Raw genomic sequence first — 15,011 nt, 5'->3', positions numbered from 1 at the left:
GTTCTTGCACATCAACCAGCCCGTTCAAACGTTGAGCGGGCTAAACGGTCAGCCTCAAGCTTTGGCTTTGACACCTTCATCGACCGGTTTCGCAGCGTTGCCTTCACCGTAGGTCTTGAGGTTCTGCAGGACATAGATCGCTTTCTTGAACTCGGGAATCAGACTCTGGCCGTAAGCGTTGCCATTGAGACCATTGTTCTGAATGGCGTCGAGCTGGGTCGCGAAATACTCCAGGGCGTTGAATTTGGCATCGATATCTTTGGTCACGCCAAAACGGTCGAACTTGTCACCGGCGTTCTTCAAGGTAAACGACGTGATCTCGGAGATCAGGCCGCGGCTGCGCAGCATCTCGCTCAGATTTCCCAATTGCTTTACCGAAACATTCGCAGGATCAAAGCCCTTGATGGCCTTGCGCATGCCCTGCTTGTCCATTTCAGCGGTATTCAGCGCGGTGGGATTGGTACCGACCTTGGTCAGCATCTGCTGCACTTTGATGCTCTGGGCCACTTGTTTTTTCGCGCCGGTGTTACGAACCATAACGCCTGCTTTGCTCTCCCAGCCGCCGACAATACCGATCGTCATGAAAAGACTCCCTGTGAAATGAACATAAAAAGTATCCGTATTGAACGGCAATAATGGACGCGAGTATCGGCGGGCGAATTGATGGCACCAACCTATTTCTGCACATTTTTACAATTCTTGTACATTCTCGATACAAAAGCCAATTACCCCGTAACGACTGCCCCGAAGCTGTCATGGCAATGCAATGAAATTTGCTTTTTCGAGCGCTAATAGGCACTGATCAGCCGCTATGTATCGGCCTTGGTACTGACCAGTCATCGGTACGCATATTTTTTAGGACGCGAGTACCTAAAGCTTCCAGGCACCACGACGATACGCTGTAGATACCCGCACTGTTCTATCCCCGCCCCCTAATAAGAAACGCTGCTCAAGGACCGGTCTCCATGCCCGCATTCCGCACTATTCAGGCTCGCTACACGCTGTTTCTGGTTCTGTTCATCCTGCTGTTGTCGGTGTTGACCGTGGTCGGCATCAGCCAACTGGTCGCCCCCAAGTTGCGTCACACCGAAGAACAGGTGGTACTCAACCGCATCGCCGAAGTCGCCGAGCAGATTCAGGGCGAGTTGAACAAAGTGCAGGCGCAACAGCGCAGCATCACCCAGACCATCCCGCTGCTCGACAGCGCCGCCATCGACGCGGTGCTGCCAGGTCTGGTCGATCAATACGGCGAGCTCAAAGTATTCGGCGGCGGGATCTGGCCTCTGCCGGGGCAACGTGAAGCCGGGCGCAACAAATTCAGTACGTTCTGGCACCGCGATGCCTCGGGCAAACTCGCCGTCAACACGTTCTGGAACAGCGACGCGGCGCCCAACTATTACGACCAGAGCTGGTACAAGGGCGGCATGGCCACACCACGCGGTCAATGCGCCTGGGCGGCGGCGTATAAAGACGACGCCAGCGCCGAGCCGCGCACCAACTGCGCCATGGCCATCCAGAAAAACGGCAATGCGTGGGGCGTGTCGACCATTGACGTCACCCTCGGCTTCTTTAACGATCTGGTGGCGCGCAAGGAAAAAGACCTCCACGCCGAGATGCTGATCGTTGAAGCCGACGGCAAGATCATCAGTAACAGCTCGCGCATCAGTGGCCCGATCGTGCTGAAGAACATCAGCGAACTGGCCGGCACGTCGACTTTCGCCAGCCAGGTCAAAGCCGGGCTGCAAAGCCGCGATCAGGCGCAGCGCATCGAGTTCGATAACAACGGCGAAGCCAGCACGTTCTTCATGCGGCCGATTGAAGGCACGCCGTGGTTCCTCGCCACGGCGCTGCCGACGAAAATGCTCACCGCCCAGCGTGATGACGTCCTCAGCACCTTGAGCCTGTTGCAGATTCCACTGGTGATCCTGCTGGTGCTGTTGCAGGTCTACGCGATTCGTCAGTTGGTGCAACGCATGAAAGCCTTGAAAGCCAACATCGATTTGCTGTCCAGCGGCGATGCTGACCTGACCCGGCGCATCACCATTCGCGCCGAAGATGAACTTGGCGCCATCGGTCACTCGGTGAACACCTTTATTGCCTACCTGCAAAACATGATCGGTGAAGTCACCCAGGCTACCGGCGCCATGGCCTCCAGCCTGGATAACCTGCAACGCACCTCGGCACACACCAGCCAGATTCTGTTGCGTCATGCTTCGGAAACTGATCAGACCGTTACCGCCATCACCGAAATGAGTTCGACGGCAGAAAGCGTTGCGCAGAACGCCGCCGAAACCGCCGCGTTTACCCAGCGCGCCAATGAAAACGCCGACCGTTCGCGGGTGGTGGTGGGCGAAGCGACCAACAGCGTGGTCGCGTTGATCGATGAAGTGGCCAGTGCGACACACAAAGTTGAAAACATGCAGCAGGACGCCCAGCGCATCACCGAAATTCTCGGGGTGATCGGCGCGATTGCCGGGCAGACCAACCTGTTGGCGCTCAACGCGGCCATCGAAGCGGCACGCGCCGGTGAACAGGGCCGTGGTTTTGCCGTGGTTGCCGATGAAGTGCGTGCCCTCGCCGCGCGCACCCAGGCCAGCACCTCGGAAATCAACGAGATGTTGACGCGTCTGACTCAGGGCGTTAGCTCGTCGGTCAGCGCCATGGAAAACACCCAGGCCAGTTGTCAGTCCGCCGCCGACGCGACCGCACGGGTCAACTCCGGTCTGGATGAAATGGCCGGTTCGGTCAGCCACATCAACAGCCTCAGCACCCAGATCGCCACCGCCGCCGAGCAGCAAAGCGCCGTGACCGAAGAAATCAACCGCAGCATGGTGCAGATCCGCCACATGGTCGATGAGCTGGTGCAGAGTGGCAAAGCCAGCGAACTCAACACTCACCAGTTGCTTGAAGCCAACAGCCGGGTGAGCGCGATCATGGGGCGTTTCAAAGTGCGCTGATCGAAGCTCCCATAAGGGTTCTCTGCCCAACAGATAACCCTTATGGGAGCGAGCCTGCTCGCGAAAGCGATCTTTCAGTCCCCGCTTCAGTGTTTGAACTACCGCATTCGCGAGCAGGCTCGCTCCCACAGGTTGGTGCTGCGTTTTGCAACAACTGGAAACATTGCGTTGATGCCCGGCGGCAAAAACCGGTCAAAATGCGTGCTTTCCGATTGTCACCCGAGCCGAGAATCCGTTATGCGAACCCACCTGCGTCTGCTCGCCCTGAGCGCCCTGTTCATCTCCGCAATGGCCCAGGCCGCCGACCTGATTCCGATCGAAGTCCATCGCGATGCCAATTGCGGCTGCTGCAAAAAATGGATCAGCCACCTCGAAGCCAATGGCTTCAAAGTCGAAGATCACGTCGAAAACGACATGAGCAGCTTCAAGCAGCAACATGGCGTACCGCCGCGTCTGGCCTCGTGCCACACCGCGATCATCAACGGCAAATTCGTCGAAGGCCATGTGCCCGCGGAACAGGTTCTGGCCCTGAGCAAGCGTGACGATCTGCTCGGCGTCGCCGCACCGGGCATGCCAATGGGCTCGCCGGGCATGGAAATGGACGGCATGAGTGATGCTTATCAGGTTATCGGCCTGAAGAAGGACGGAGCTGACGTGGTCGTGGCGGATTACCCGGCCCATTGATCATCGCGGCGTACGGCGGCCTGTTTCTCGCCGCTTTCGGCGCGGCGACCTTGTTGCCGCTGCAATCCGAGGCGTTACTGGTCGGCCTGATCGTCAGCGAGCGTTACTGGCTGTGGGGGCTGCTGGCGGTGGCGACACTGGGCAATGTACTCGGCTCGCTGGTCAACTGGTGGCTGGGGCGCGGGATCGAGCGCTTTCAGGATCGGCGGTGGTTTCCGGTCAGCGCCGCGCACATGGCGAGGGCGCGCAAACACTATGAGCGCTACGGTCACTGGTCGTTGCTGCTGAGCTGGTTGCCGATCATTGGCGACCCCCTGACACTGATTGCCGGTGTCATGCGCGAACCACTCGGGCGCTTTCTGTTGATCGTCACCCTGGCCAAAGGTGCACGTTACGGCGTGCTGGCCCTGCTGACGCTGGGGTGGCTGGGTTGAACGTTCGGGCGCGGGCATTGCCTGTGTTTAACGTCGGCGTAATCCGCTCGTTCCAGCATCGGCCGATTTCAAACGGAGTTTGACCTTATGTCTGTCATGTTTTCCCGTTGGCTTCCCTCACTGCTCCTCTGCGCCGCCCTGCCCCTGTCGGCGCAGGCTGCGACGTCAAGCGAAGCGACGCCGGAAGGCCCGGCCTATGGCCCGGAACTGCAAGGCTTCGATTATCCCTACACCCTTAAACACTTTGCCTTTCAGTCACAGGGCAAATCCCTGCAGATGGGTTACATGGACGTCGCCGCTCACGGCAAGGCCAACGGCCGCACTGTGGTGCTGATGCACGGCAAGAACTTTTGCGCAGCCACCTGGGACAGTTCGATCAAGGCCTTGAGCGAGGCCGGTTACCGGGTGGTCGCACCGGACCAGATCGGCTTTTGCACCTCCAGCAAACCCGACAACTATCAATACAGCTTTCAGCAACTGGCGACCAACACTCAGCAGTTGCTCAAAGCGCTGGGCATTCAAAAAGCCACGCTGCTCGGTCATTCCACCGGCGGCATGCTCGCCACGCGTTATGCCTTGCTGTTCCCCGAGCAGGTCGAGCAACTGGCGCTGGTCAACCCGATCGGCCTGGAAGACTGGAAAGCCCTCGGCGTGCCGTATCGCACCGTGGATCAGTGGTATCAGCGTGAGCTGAAAGTCAGCGCCCAAGGCATCCGTGATTACGAACGCACCACTTACTACGACGGCCGCTGGAAACCGGAATTCGACCGTTGGGTAGACATGCTCGCCGGGCTGAGCAAAGGCCCGGGCAAGACTCAGGTCGCGTGGAACTCAGCGCTGATCTACGACATGATTTTCACCCAGCCGGTGTATTACGAGTTCAAGGACCTGAAGATGCCGACCCTGCTGCTGATCGGCACCTCCGACACCACGGCCATCGGCAAAGACCTCGCGCCGCCTGAGGTGAAAGCGAAAATCGGCCATTACGACGTACTCGGCAAACAAGTGGCCAAGCTGATCCCGCAGTCGACGCTGGTGGAATTTCCCGGCATGGGCCACGCGCCACAAATGGAAGAACCGGCACAGTTCCACAAGGCCTTGCTCGGCTGGCTGAATACAACCAATCCCGTTCGTTGATGAGGTAAGGCTGATGGCGGTGCAGATTGCAGTGATCGATGACTGGCAGGACGTGGCCCGCGACGTGGTCGACTGGTCGGTGCTCGATAGCCTCGGTGAGGTGACGTTCGAGCACGATTACCCGGCGGACAATGCCACACTGGCCGAGCGACTGGGCCGCTATCAGGTGATCTGCGTGATGCGCGAGCGCACGCGCTTCGATGAGGATTTGCTCAAGCGTTTGCCTCATCTGAAGTTGCTGGTCACCGGCGGCATGCGCAACGCAGCGCTGGATATGCAAGCGGCCGCCAGGCTGGGGATCAAGGTTTGCGGCACCGACAGTTACAAGCATGCCGCGCCGGAATTGACCTGGGCGCTGATCATGGCGGCCACGCGCAATCTGGTGAACGAAGCCAATGCCCTGCGCGACGGTCACTGGCAGCAAGGGCTGGGCGGCGATCTGCATGGCAAGACCCTCGGGATTTTGGGTCTTGGCAGCATCGGCCAGCGCGTCGCGCAGTTTGGCCAGGTGTTCGGCATGCGGGTGATTGCCTGGAGCGAAAACCTCACCGCCGAACGCGCTGAACAGGCTGGCGTGACGTACGTGAGCAAACAGGCATTGTTCGAACAGTCCGATGTGTTATCGGTGCATCTGGTGCTCAGCGAGCGCAGTCGCGGGCTGGTCGATGCGCAGGCACTGGGCTGGATGAAGCCGACGGCCCTGCTGGTCAACACCGCCCGCGGGCCGATTGTCGATGAGGCGGCGCTGATCAAGGCGTTGCAGAAACAGCAGATCGCCGGGGCGGCGCTGGACGTGTTCGAACAGGAACCGCTGCCCGCGATGCACCCGTTTCGAACGCTGGACAATGTACTGGCGACGCCGCATGTCGGGTATGTCAGCCGGCAGAACTATGAGCAGTTCTTTTCGCAGATGATCGAGGATATTCAGGCTTGGGTGGCTGGTCATCCAATCCGTGCGTTAAATTAACCCCCACTGTAGGAGCTGCCGAAGGCTGCGATCTTTTGATCTTCGCTTTTAAATGCAAAATCAAAAGATCGCAGCCTTCGGCAGCTCCTACAGGTGTTGTCTGTGGTCAGCCGATCAACTAACTGCCCGCACCACAACAGTGCAACCGCACTTTTCGCTAGCACAGAATCGTGACCGATCAGTCACCGCTTTAGCCCTCCCTCGCAGAAAAACCTGCACTTCGTCGGTGCGTTCCCCCTCAAAAGCACGGTCGGCGTGGCCTGCCAACCGATTGTCGAACAATTTACCCATTTGCTCCGCCCCGCTCTAGGATCTGGCCTAGACTGACTTTCGCGGGGTAAAACCGACCGGTCACATCGCGAAAAAAAAGTCGAAACTTTTGCGCGCGGCGGCTGGTCATCTGAAAGACAGGGCCATAGCGACTGGTGCAATCCTTGCAACGGCCCGTTCACCCATTCTGCTTGCGCGTGTTGGGTAGCGTTTGCTCACCGATGCGTGGCGCGTTTGCGCCCGGCCACAGGACTTGGCCATGGACATCGCTTGTTCAAGACAAGAATCAGATCAACGAGACGGGAGATTCATATGATCAGTGCGGCATTGGAAATTCAGGGAGAGCGTGCTCAGCAGGCGGTTGGTGAATCGAGCACCATCAGTGTTCCTGGCAGCCGACAGATCAACATCCCCGGCACAAAAACGCTGACTCCGGTAGCGAGCCAGAACCCCAACAAGAAAAAAGTGTTGTTCGTCACCTCGGAAATCGCCGATCTGGTCAAGACCGGTGGTCTGGGTGACGTCTCCGCTGCACTGCCCCGGGCCATGGCCCATCTGCACGACGTGCGCGTGTTGATCCCCGGTTACCCGCAGGTGATGCACAGCGAAAACCCGATCCATATCATCGGCGAACTGGGTGGCCACGCAGCGCTGCCACCATGCAAGATCGGGCGCATGGACATGCCGGACGGTCTGGTCATCTATGTACTGATCTGCCCCGAACTCTACGAGCGCGAAGGTTCGCCCTACGGCGCCAACAACGGCCGCGACTGGCCGGATAACCACATTCGTTTCGCCCGCCTCGGTCTGGCCGCCGCCGACATCGCCGCCAACCTCGCGCAAATTCACTGGTGCCCGGATCTGGTGCACGCCCATGACTGGCCGGCCGGTCTCGCGCCTGCCTATATGCACTGGCGCGGGCAGCGTACGCCCACCCTGTTCACCATTCACAACCTCGCCTATCAAGGCGTGACCAGCCTCGGCTCCTGCCCGGAGCTGGGGATTCCAGCCCATGCCCTGCAACAGGAAGGCATGGAGTTCTACGGCAAGATGTCGTTCCTCAAGGCCGGCATGGCGTATTCGAGCCATATCACCACGGTCAGCGCCACTTATGCGCAGGAAATCACCACCCCGGATTTCGGCTGTGGCCTCGACGGTTTTCTCGCCGCCAAGACCCAGCAAGGTTTGCTCAGCGGCATCCCCAACGGCATCGATGAGAGCTGGGACGCTGCGACCGATCCGCACCTGTTTGCACCGTTTGCAATTGGCGACTGGGAAGGCAAAGCGATCAACGCCGCGCACGTGCGTGAGCTGTTCGGCCTCAACGATTCCACCGGACCGCTGTTCGCTGTGGTGTCGCGACTGGTCTACCAGAAAGGTCTGGACCTGACGATAGCGGTATCCGAATACATCGTGCAGAACGGAGGCCAGATCGCAATCATCGGTCGCGGCGAACCGGAAGAAGAACAAGCCATGCGCGAACTGGCGCTGCGCTTTCCTGGGCAGATCGGTGTGCGCATCGGCTTCAATGAAACCGACGCCCGGCGCATGTTCGCCGGCAGCGATTTCCTGCTGATGCCTTCGCGTTACGAGCCTTGCGGTTTGAGTCAGATGTACGCCCAGCGCTTCGGCTCGCTGCCGGTGGCGCGCAATACCGGCGGTCTGGCCGACACCATTGAAAACGGCGTCACCGGTTTCCTCTTCGATGAGTCCACCGCTGAAAGCTATCAAGAGGCCCTGAGCCGCGCGTTCAAGGTATTCGCCTTCCCCGAACTGCTCAACGCCATGCGTTGCCGCGCAATGGCTGCGCCGTTCAACTGGTGCAAAGCGGTTGAACCGTACGCCGAACTCTACGAACAACTGGTCGCCAAGGCGCTGGGTAAAGCTCACCACAAATAACCAGGGAGGTTCACCACGATGCCGTTACGGTCTACTGAAACCTGGCCCCACGGCGCGATCATGCTGGACGCCGAACACACGCAATTTGCGCTATGGGCGCCGGATGCGTTTTACGTGAGTGTCGAACTTGAAAACGGCCAGTCGCTGCCGATGCTGCCTCAGGCAGAGGGCTGGTTTGTGATCAAGGCCCGCTGTCCGGCGGGCACCCGCTACCGCTACAACATCGACGGCGAACTGGAGGTGCCTGACCCGGCCTCCAGAGCCCAGGATGGCGACCTCGACCGCCAGAGTGTGGTGGTCGATCCTCTGGCTTATCAATGGCGACACACGGCCTGGCACGGTCGGCCATGGAGCGAAGCAGTGATCTACGAGTTTCACGTCGGTGCGCTCGGTGGTTTCGCGGAAGTCGAACAACATCTGGCGCGCCTTGCAGGCCTGGGCGTCACCGCCATCGAACTGATGCCGCTGGCGCAGTTTCCCGGCGAGCGCAATTGGGGCTACGACGGTGTTTTGCCCTTCGCCCCGCAAGCCTCCTACGGTACGCCGGAACAACTCAAACACCTGATCGACAGCGCCCACGGCCATGGTCTGGCAGTAATTCTCGACGTGGTCTACAACCACTTCGGGCCGGACGGCAATTACCTGCACCGTTACGCCAAAGGCTTTTTTCGCGAAGACAAGCACACGCCGTGGGGCGCGGCGATCGATTTTCGTCGCAGCGAAGTGCGCGAGTTCTTCATCGAAAACGCGCTGATGTGGCTGCTCGAATACCGTTTCGACGGCCTGCGCCTCGACGCCGTGCATGCCATTGAGGATCCGGATTTTCTCAGCGAAATGGCCCGACGCATCCGCGCGCAGATCGATCCCAGTCGGCATGTCTGGCTGACCGTGGAAAACGAACTCAACCAGTCGAGCCTGCTGGAATACGACTACGACGCGCAGTGGAACGACGACGGCCATAACGCCCTGCACGTCCTGCTCACTGGCGAAACCGATGCGTACTACGCCGACTACGCCGCACAACCCACCGAACAATTGGTGCGCTGCCTCAGTCAGGGTTTTGTTTTCCAGGGCCACATCACCCGCCATGGCGAACCACGCGGCGAACCCAGCGAACACCTGCCCTCCACGGCGTTCGTGCTGTTCCTGCAAAACCACGATCAGATCGGCAACCGTGCGTTCGGCGAGCGCCTGCATCACCTGGCCGATCCGCGTGCCGTGCAGGCAGCGACCGTGTTGTTACTGCTGTCGCCGATGATTCCGCTGATGTTCATGGGCGATGAGTTCGCCGCCGAGCAGCCGTTCCTGTTTTTCACCAGTCATCACGGTGAACTGGCCAAGTTGGTGCGCGAGGGCCGCCGCAATGAATTCGCCGCGTTCAGTGCCTTCACCGATCCGCACAAACGCGAGCAGATTCCCGACCCGAACGCCGAAAAAACCTTTCACGCCTCACAGCCCAGGTTGATCGGCAATGGCAGCGTGAAACAGCAGGAAACCCTCACGCTGTACCAGAAGCTGCTGCAATTTCGCCATCAATACATCATTCCACATCTGTCCGGCACGCAAGCGCTCGGCGCCCATATGCTCGGTTATGGCGCGGTCAGTGCGCGCTGGCGTCTGGGCAATGGCAGCGAGCTGCGAATTGACCTGAACCTCAGCGACACGCCAGTGGTCAACCCTCCACAGACCGAGGCCGTGTGGTTGTTTCAACAGCCATCCAGCGTCGATCTATCGGAATCGGGCGAACTGCCCGCGTATTGCGCGCTTGTCAGCCTCACGGCCGCAACCCCTTTGCAACCTCTGGATGGAGAGCGCCTATGAGCGATGCGCAACTGGAAATACTTGCAAGCCGCGCCGGCCTTGCCGTCGACTGGATCGACGCCAACGGCCGCCCGCAAAAAGTCGCCCCGGCGGTGCTGCGCAATGTTCTGATCGGACTCGGCCACCCCGCCAGCACCGCGCAGGAAATCGACGCCAGCCTGCTGGAACTGCAAGCTGCCCAACAAGACCGGCACTTGCCGCCGCTGCTGACCAGCGATGTCGGCGTCGGCCTTGATCTGGGTCGGTATTTCGCCCCGCAAACCCCGTGCGAAATCCACCTTGAAGACGGCTCGCGGCTGGACCTGAAACTGGACTCTGAAGCGGTACTGCCGGGACTGATTCCGGTCGGCTATCAACAGGTGCACATCGGCGATCAATACTTCACCTTGGCCGTGGCGCCTGAGCGTTGCTTCAGTGTCGGCGATGCGGTGGATAATCCGATTCCGCGTGTTTGGGGTCTGAGTGCGCAACTGTATTCGCTGCGCCGCCCCGGCGACGGCGGCTTCGGTGACACCCAAGCGTTGGAAGATCTGGTCCGCGTGGCCGGTGAACGCGGCGCCGATGCGCTGGCAATCAGCCCATTGCACGCCATGTTCAGCGCCGATACCGGGCGCTACAGTCCTTATTCGCCGTCCAGTCGTCTGTTCCTCAATCCCCTGTACGCCGCCCCCGGCGCGATTCTCGGTGAGCGCGCTTTGCGCGATGCGATCGACGCAACCGGCCTGGCCGAGCAGTTTGCGCAACTGGAAGACCTGACCCTGATCGACTGGCCAAGCGCCGCCGACGCCAAGCAAAAACTCTTGCAAGCGTTGTACGAAGGTTTCATCGCCGGTGACCACCCGCTGCACCCGGACTTCGGCGGTTTCCGCCATGCCGGTGGCGAAGCACTGGAAAACCACTGCCGTTTCGAAGCGATTCAGGAAATGCGCGCCGCCCGTGGTGAAAACCTCGACTGGCGGCAATGGCCGGAACACTGGCACGACCCACGCGGCGCAGCGCTCGAAGCGTTTGCCGAGGAATATGCCGAACGCATCGGCTACTTCGCTTTTTGCCAATGGCTGATCCACCGTTGCCTGGAGCGCGCGCAAACCGCTGCACGCAGCGCCGGCATGGGCATTGGCCTGATCGCCGATCTGGCGGTGGGTGCCGATGGCGCCGGGAGCCAGGCCTGGAGTTTCCAGGATGAATTGCTCGCGTCGCTGACCGTGGGTGCGCCGCCGGACATTCTCAATCGCTCGGGCCAGGGCTGGGGCATTTCCGCATTCTCGCCGGAAGGTCTGATTCGCAATGGCTTTCGTGCCTTCATCGACATGCTGCGCGCCAACTTCGCCCATGCCGGCGGCTTGCGCATTGACCATGTGATGGGCCTGCAACGCTTGTGGGTGATCCCCAACGGCGCGGCGCCGGCCGATGGCGCGTACCTGTATTACCCGGTCGATGACTTGCTGCGATTGCTGACCCTCGAATCCCATCGCCACCAGGCCATCGTCCTCGGTGAAGACCTCGGCACGGTGCCCGATGGCCTGCGTGAAAAGCTCATCGCCCGTTCCATGCTCGGCATGCGCGTGCTGCTGTTCGAGCAGGACAACACCTTTTTCAAACCGATTCTCGACTGGCCGGACAACGCCTTGGCAACCACCAGCACCCACGATCTGCCGACGCTCAACGGCTGGTGGCATGGCCGTGATATCGACTGGAACGCACGCTTGGGTTTTGTCGATGCCAACGGTGAAATCGAATGGCGGCATCACCGCCAGCGTGAGCGCGAAGGCCTGCGCAACGCGTTGAGCCAGGACCCGCAAAACTTTCGCGAGGAATCCCACGAGGCCGATCAAGTGGTCGATGCCGCTGTGCGTTTCCTCGGCCACACCCGCGCGCCGTTGGTGCTGTTGCCGCTGGAAGATGCGCTGGGCATCAATGAACAGGCGAATCTGCCCGGCACCATCGACACCCATCCGAACTGGTCACGGCGTTTGCCCGGCACCAGTGAAGCGCTGCTCGATGGCGCGGATGCGGCGCGACGTCTGGAACTGCTCGCTTGCGCGCGCCTGCAGGCTGCCGAGCGTGACCAATGAACCAAACGCTCATCCAGCCCCTGCGTGCGACATTGCGCCTGCAATTTCATAAAGGTTTTACCCTCGAACACGCGGTGCCATTGGTGCCGTACTTCGCCCGGCTCGGCATCAGCCATATTTATGCCTCGCCGCTGCTCGCAGCGCGGGCCGGTTCGATGCACGGCTACGACGTGGTGGACCCGACCCAGGTCAACCCGGAACTTGGCGGCGAGCCGGCGTTACGGCGCTTGGTCAGCACGTTGCGCGAACACAACATGGGCCTGATCCTCGACATCGTCTCCAACCACATGGCGGTCGGTGGCAGCGACAACCCGTGGTGGCTTGATCTGCTGGAATGGGGACGGCTGAGTCCTTATGGCGAGTTCTTCGACATTCAATGGCATTCGCCGGACCCACTGATGGAAGGCCAGTTGCTGCTGCCGTTCCTCGGCAGCGATTACGGCGTAGCCTTGCAGGAAGGCACGCTGAAACTGCACTTCAATGCGCAGACCGGCAGTTTCCATGTCGAGCACTACGACCATCACTTCCCGGTGTGCCCGAATGATTACCCTGAGCTGCTGAAATCCGCGGATGCACTGAAGCCGTTGGCCGATCGCTTCGGCGCCCTCAGCTATCAGACCGATGCCCATTCACTGGCGATGCCGCTGAAAGAACAACTGCGGCAACAGGCGACAGACCCGCAGATCCTCGAAGCGATCCAGAACAACCTGCAGCACTACGACTCGACCACCGAAGAAGGCTTCCACAAACTGCATGAGTTGCTCGAACGTCAAAGCTATCGCCTCGCGAGTTGGCGCACGGCGGCTGACGACATCAACTGGCGGCGCTTTTTCGACATCAACGAACTCGGCGGGCTGCGCGTTGAGCGCCCGGCAGTGTTCGAAGCCACCCACGGCAAGATCTTCCAGTTGATTGCCGAAGGGCTGGTCGACGGTTTGCGCATCGACCACATCGACGGTCTCGCCGACCCGCGCGGTTACTGCCGAAAACTGCGCCGCCGGGTTGATCTGCTGGCGCCGGGCAGGCATCTGCCGATCTACGTCGAGAAGATCCTCGGCGCCGGCGAAACCCTGCACCGCGACTGGGCGGTGGATGGCACCACCGGTTATGAATTTATGAATCAGCTGTCGCTGCTGCAACACGACCCGGACGGCGAATTTGTGCTCGGTGACCTCTGGCAACGGCGTACCGAACGTCCGGCCGCGTTCATCGAGGAAGCGCAACTGGCGCGCCAGCAGATCCTCAACGGCTCGCTCGCCAGCGATTGCGAAAGCGTCGCCCAGGCGCTGCTGCAAGTCGCTCGCGATGACCTGATGACCCGCGACCTGACCCTCGGGGCGATCCGCCGAGTGCTGCAAGCGTTGATCGTGCACTTCCCGGTGTATCGCACGTACATCAGCGCCATGGGCCGCTCCGCGCAGGATGAAAAGTTCTTCCAGCAGGCCATGGACGGCGCGCGACAGAGCCTCGGTGAAGGCGACTGGCCGGTGCTCGACTGCGTTGCCGCCTGGCTTGGCGGTACGCCATGGCGGCGTAAACCGCGCGGGCGTTCGCGCAAGATTCTCAAGCATGCCTGCGTACGCTTTCAGCAACTGACCTCACCGGCAGCGGCCAAAGCCGTGGAAGACACCGCGCTGTATCGCTCCGCCGTGCTGCTGTCGCGCAATGACGTCGGCTACAACACCGAACAGCTCAGCGCTCCGCTCAGCGACTTTCATGCGGTCAATCAACAACGGCTGAGTGAATTCCCCGACAACTTGCTGGCCACCGCGACCCACGATCACAAACGTGGTGAAGACACCCGCGCACGTCTGGCCGTACTCAGTGAACGCAGCCATTGGTACGCCGAGCAGATCGAGCTGTGGCGCGCCCTCGCCCGTCCGATGCGGGTGGATGATCAGATGCCATCGAGCGGCGATGAGCTGATTCTCTATCAAGCGTTGCTGGGCAGTTGGCCGCTGCAACTGCGTGACGACGACCAGGCGGGTTTCGCCGATTACGCCAAGCGCATCTGGCAATGGCAACAGAAAGCCCTGCGTGAAGCCAAGCTGCAAAGCAGTTGGAGCGCACCGAGCGAAAGCTACGAAAACCCCGCGCATGCGTTCACCGAAAAACTCCTCACCGGTGAGGAAGGCGAACTGCTGCGCGCCGCGCTGAGCAAGACCGTCAACAGCATCGCCGCCGCCGGCGCGCTCAATGGCTTGGCGCAAACCTTGCTGCGCATGACCGTGCCGGGTGTGCCCGATTTGTATCAGGGCAATGAGTTCTGGGACTTCAGCCTGGTCGATCCGGACAACCGCCGGCCGGTGGATTACGCCGCTCGCGAACACGCTTTGCAGGAGCCATTGCCACCTGTGGAGTTGCTGGCGAACTGGCGTGACGGGCGTATCAAGCAAGCCTTGATTGCCCAAGTGCTGAACCTGCGCGTGGAGTATGCCGAGCTGTTCCGCCGGGGCAGCTACCAGGCCCTGGAGGTGCTCGGCAGTCAGGCGCACAACGTGCTCGCGTTTGCCCGTGAGCACGCGGGCAAGCAGGCCATCGTGATCGTGCCGGTCCGTTGCGCGACCCTGCTGGAAAACGGTGCTGTACCTCAGGTCGATGCGCTGCGCTGGGGCGATACGCGAGTGGTTTTACCGTTCGCCGCCTCTGCGACAAACCTGAAGGGACTTTTTTCAAGCAGCGCAGTCACAAAAAACAGGGAGCTGAATATCAGCGACGCGCTGGGGGATGTCCCGGTCAATCTCTTTATCCAACACTTAACGTAAGC

At 60.5% G+C, this 15,011-nt stretch carries 9 protein-coding genes and 2 pseudogenes; 10 read left to right on the top strand and 1 reads right to left on the bottom strand.

All coding sequences use genetic code 11. The annotated features are described in order from the left end of the window. Positions 1 to 54: 54 nt before the first annotated feature. Positions 55 to 582, bottom strand: coding sequence for a hypothetical protein (locus LOY43_RS13415; RefSeq protein WP_007918129.1), 528 nt, complete (start codon positions 580 to 582; stop codon positions 55 to 57). A 383-nt stretch (positions 583 to 965) separates the two neighbouring features. Here LOY43_RS13415 and LOY43_RS28855 point away from each other — a divergent pair. From LOY43_RS28855 to LOY43_RS13370, 10 genes and pseudogenes are all read left to right on the top strand, one after another. Then, positions 966 to 2,096, top strand: a pseudogene (locus tag LOY43_RS28855) (cache domain-containing protein); the annotation flags it as partial. Positions 2,097 to 2,429: 333 nt separating this feature from the next. Then, positions 2,430 to 2,957: pseudogene (locus LOY43_RS28850) on the top strand (methyl-accepting chemotaxis protein); the annotation flags it as partial. 237 nt (positions 2,958 to 3,194) lie between these two features. After that, a complete protein-coding gene (locus LOY43_RS13405) occupies positions 3,195 to 3,641 on the top strand; it encodes a DUF411 domain-containing protein (RefSeq protein WP_258709830.1) in 447 nt (148 codons plus the stop codon). Further along, positions 3,641 to 4,075: a YqaA family protein gene (locus tag LOY43_RS13400; protein ID WP_258709931.1), complete on the top strand. Its 435-nt coding sequence runs from the start codon at positions 3,641 to 3,643 to the stop codon at positions 4,073 to 4,075. The genes LOY43_RS13405 and LOY43_RS13400 overlap by 1 nt, the downstream gene beginning before the upstream one ends. A gap of 87 nt (positions 4,076 to 4,162) precedes the next feature. Next, a complete protein-coding gene (locus LOY43_RS13395; RefSeq protein WP_258709829.1) occupies positions 4,163 to 5,212 on the top strand; it encodes an alpha/beta fold hydrolase in 1,050 nt (349 codons plus the stop codon). A gap of 13 nt (positions 5,213 to 5,225) precedes the next feature. Next, positions 5,226 to 6,179: a D-2-hydroxyacid dehydrogenase family protein gene (locus LOY43_RS13390; protein WP_095050738.1), complete on the top strand. Its 954-nt coding sequence runs from the start codon at positions 5,226 to 5,228 to the stop codon at positions 6,177 to 6,179. Between the two features lie 582 nt (positions 6,180 to 6,761). Further along, positions 6,762 to 8,348, top strand: coding sequence for a glycogen synthase GlgA (gene glgA, locus LOY43_RS13385; protein WP_095050737.1), 1,587 nt, complete (start codon positions 6,762 to 6,764; stop codon positions 8,346 to 8,348). 18 nt (positions 8,349 to 8,366) lie between these two features. Then, entirely contained in the window at positions 8,367 to 10,169 is a 1,803-nt protein-coding gene (gene treZ, locus LOY43_RS13380; RefSeq protein WP_258709828.1) for a malto-oligosyltrehalose trehalohydrolase, read from the top strand. Beyond that, positions 10,166 to 12,244: a 4-alpha-glucanotransferase gene (malQ, locus tag LOY43_RS13375; protein WP_258709827.1), complete on the top strand. Its 2,079-nt coding sequence runs from the start codon at positions 10,166 to 10,168 to the stop codon at positions 12,242 to 12,244. Before treZ ends, malQ begins: the two co-directional genes overlap by 4 nt. Then, positions 12,241 to 15,009 carry a malto-oligosyltrehalose synthase gene (locus LOY43_RS13370; protein ID WP_258709826.1) on the top strand — a complete coding sequence of 923 codons (2,769 nt, stop codon included), beginning with the start codon at positions 12,241 to 12,243 and terminating at the stop codon, positions 15,007 to 15,009. The genes malQ and LOY43_RS13370 overlap by 4 nt, the downstream gene beginning before the upstream one ends. Positions 15,010 to 15,011 lie beyond the last annotated feature (2 nt).

Origin of the sequence: Pseudomonas sp. B21-041 (assembly GCF_024748675.1) — a bacterium.
GTDB classification, from domain to species: Bacteria; Pseudomonadota; Gammaproteobacteria; order Pseudomonadales; family Pseudomonadaceae; genus Aquipseudomonas; species Aquipseudomonas neuropathica.
Note: the sequence above shows the minus strand (reverse complement) of the source record. Positions and strands in the feature narration are given on the sequence as shown.

What these genes read in the sequence shown, in the direction of transcription:
- LOY43_RS13415 (WP_007918129.1), bottom strand. Translation starts at nt 582, where the DNA reads ATGACGATCGGTATTGTCGGCGGCTGGGAGAGCAAAGCAGGCGTTATG.
- LOY43_RS13405 (WP_258709830.1), top strand. Translation starts at nt 3,195, where the DNA reads ATGCGAACCCACCTGCGTCTGCTCGCCCTGAGCGCCCTGTTCATCTCC.
- LOY43_RS13395 (WP_258709829.1), top strand. Translation starts at nt 4,163, where the DNA reads ATGTCTGTCATGTTTTCCCGTTGGCTTCCCTCACTGCTCCTCTGCGCC.
- LOY43_RS13390 (WP_095050738.1), top strand. Translation starts at nt 5,226, where the DNA reads ATGGCGGTGCAGATTGCAGTGATCGATGACTGGCAGGACGTGGCCCGC.
- glgA (WP_095050737.1), top strand. Translation starts at nt 6,762, where the DNA reads ATGATCAGTGCGGCATTGGAAATTCAGGGAGAGCGTGCTCAGCAGGCG.
- treZ (WP_258709828.1), top strand. Translation starts at nt 8,367, where the DNA reads ATGCCGTTACGGTCTACTGAAACCTGGCCCCACGGCGCGATCATGCTG.
- malQ (WP_258709827.1), top strand. Translation starts at nt 10,166, where the DNA reads ATGAGCGATGCGCAACTGGAAATACTTGCAAGCCGCGCCGGCCTTGCC.
- LOY43_RS13370 (WP_258709826.1), top strand. Translation starts at nt 12,241, where the DNA reads ATGAACCAAACGCTCATCCAGCCCCTGCGTGCGACATTGCGCCTGCAA.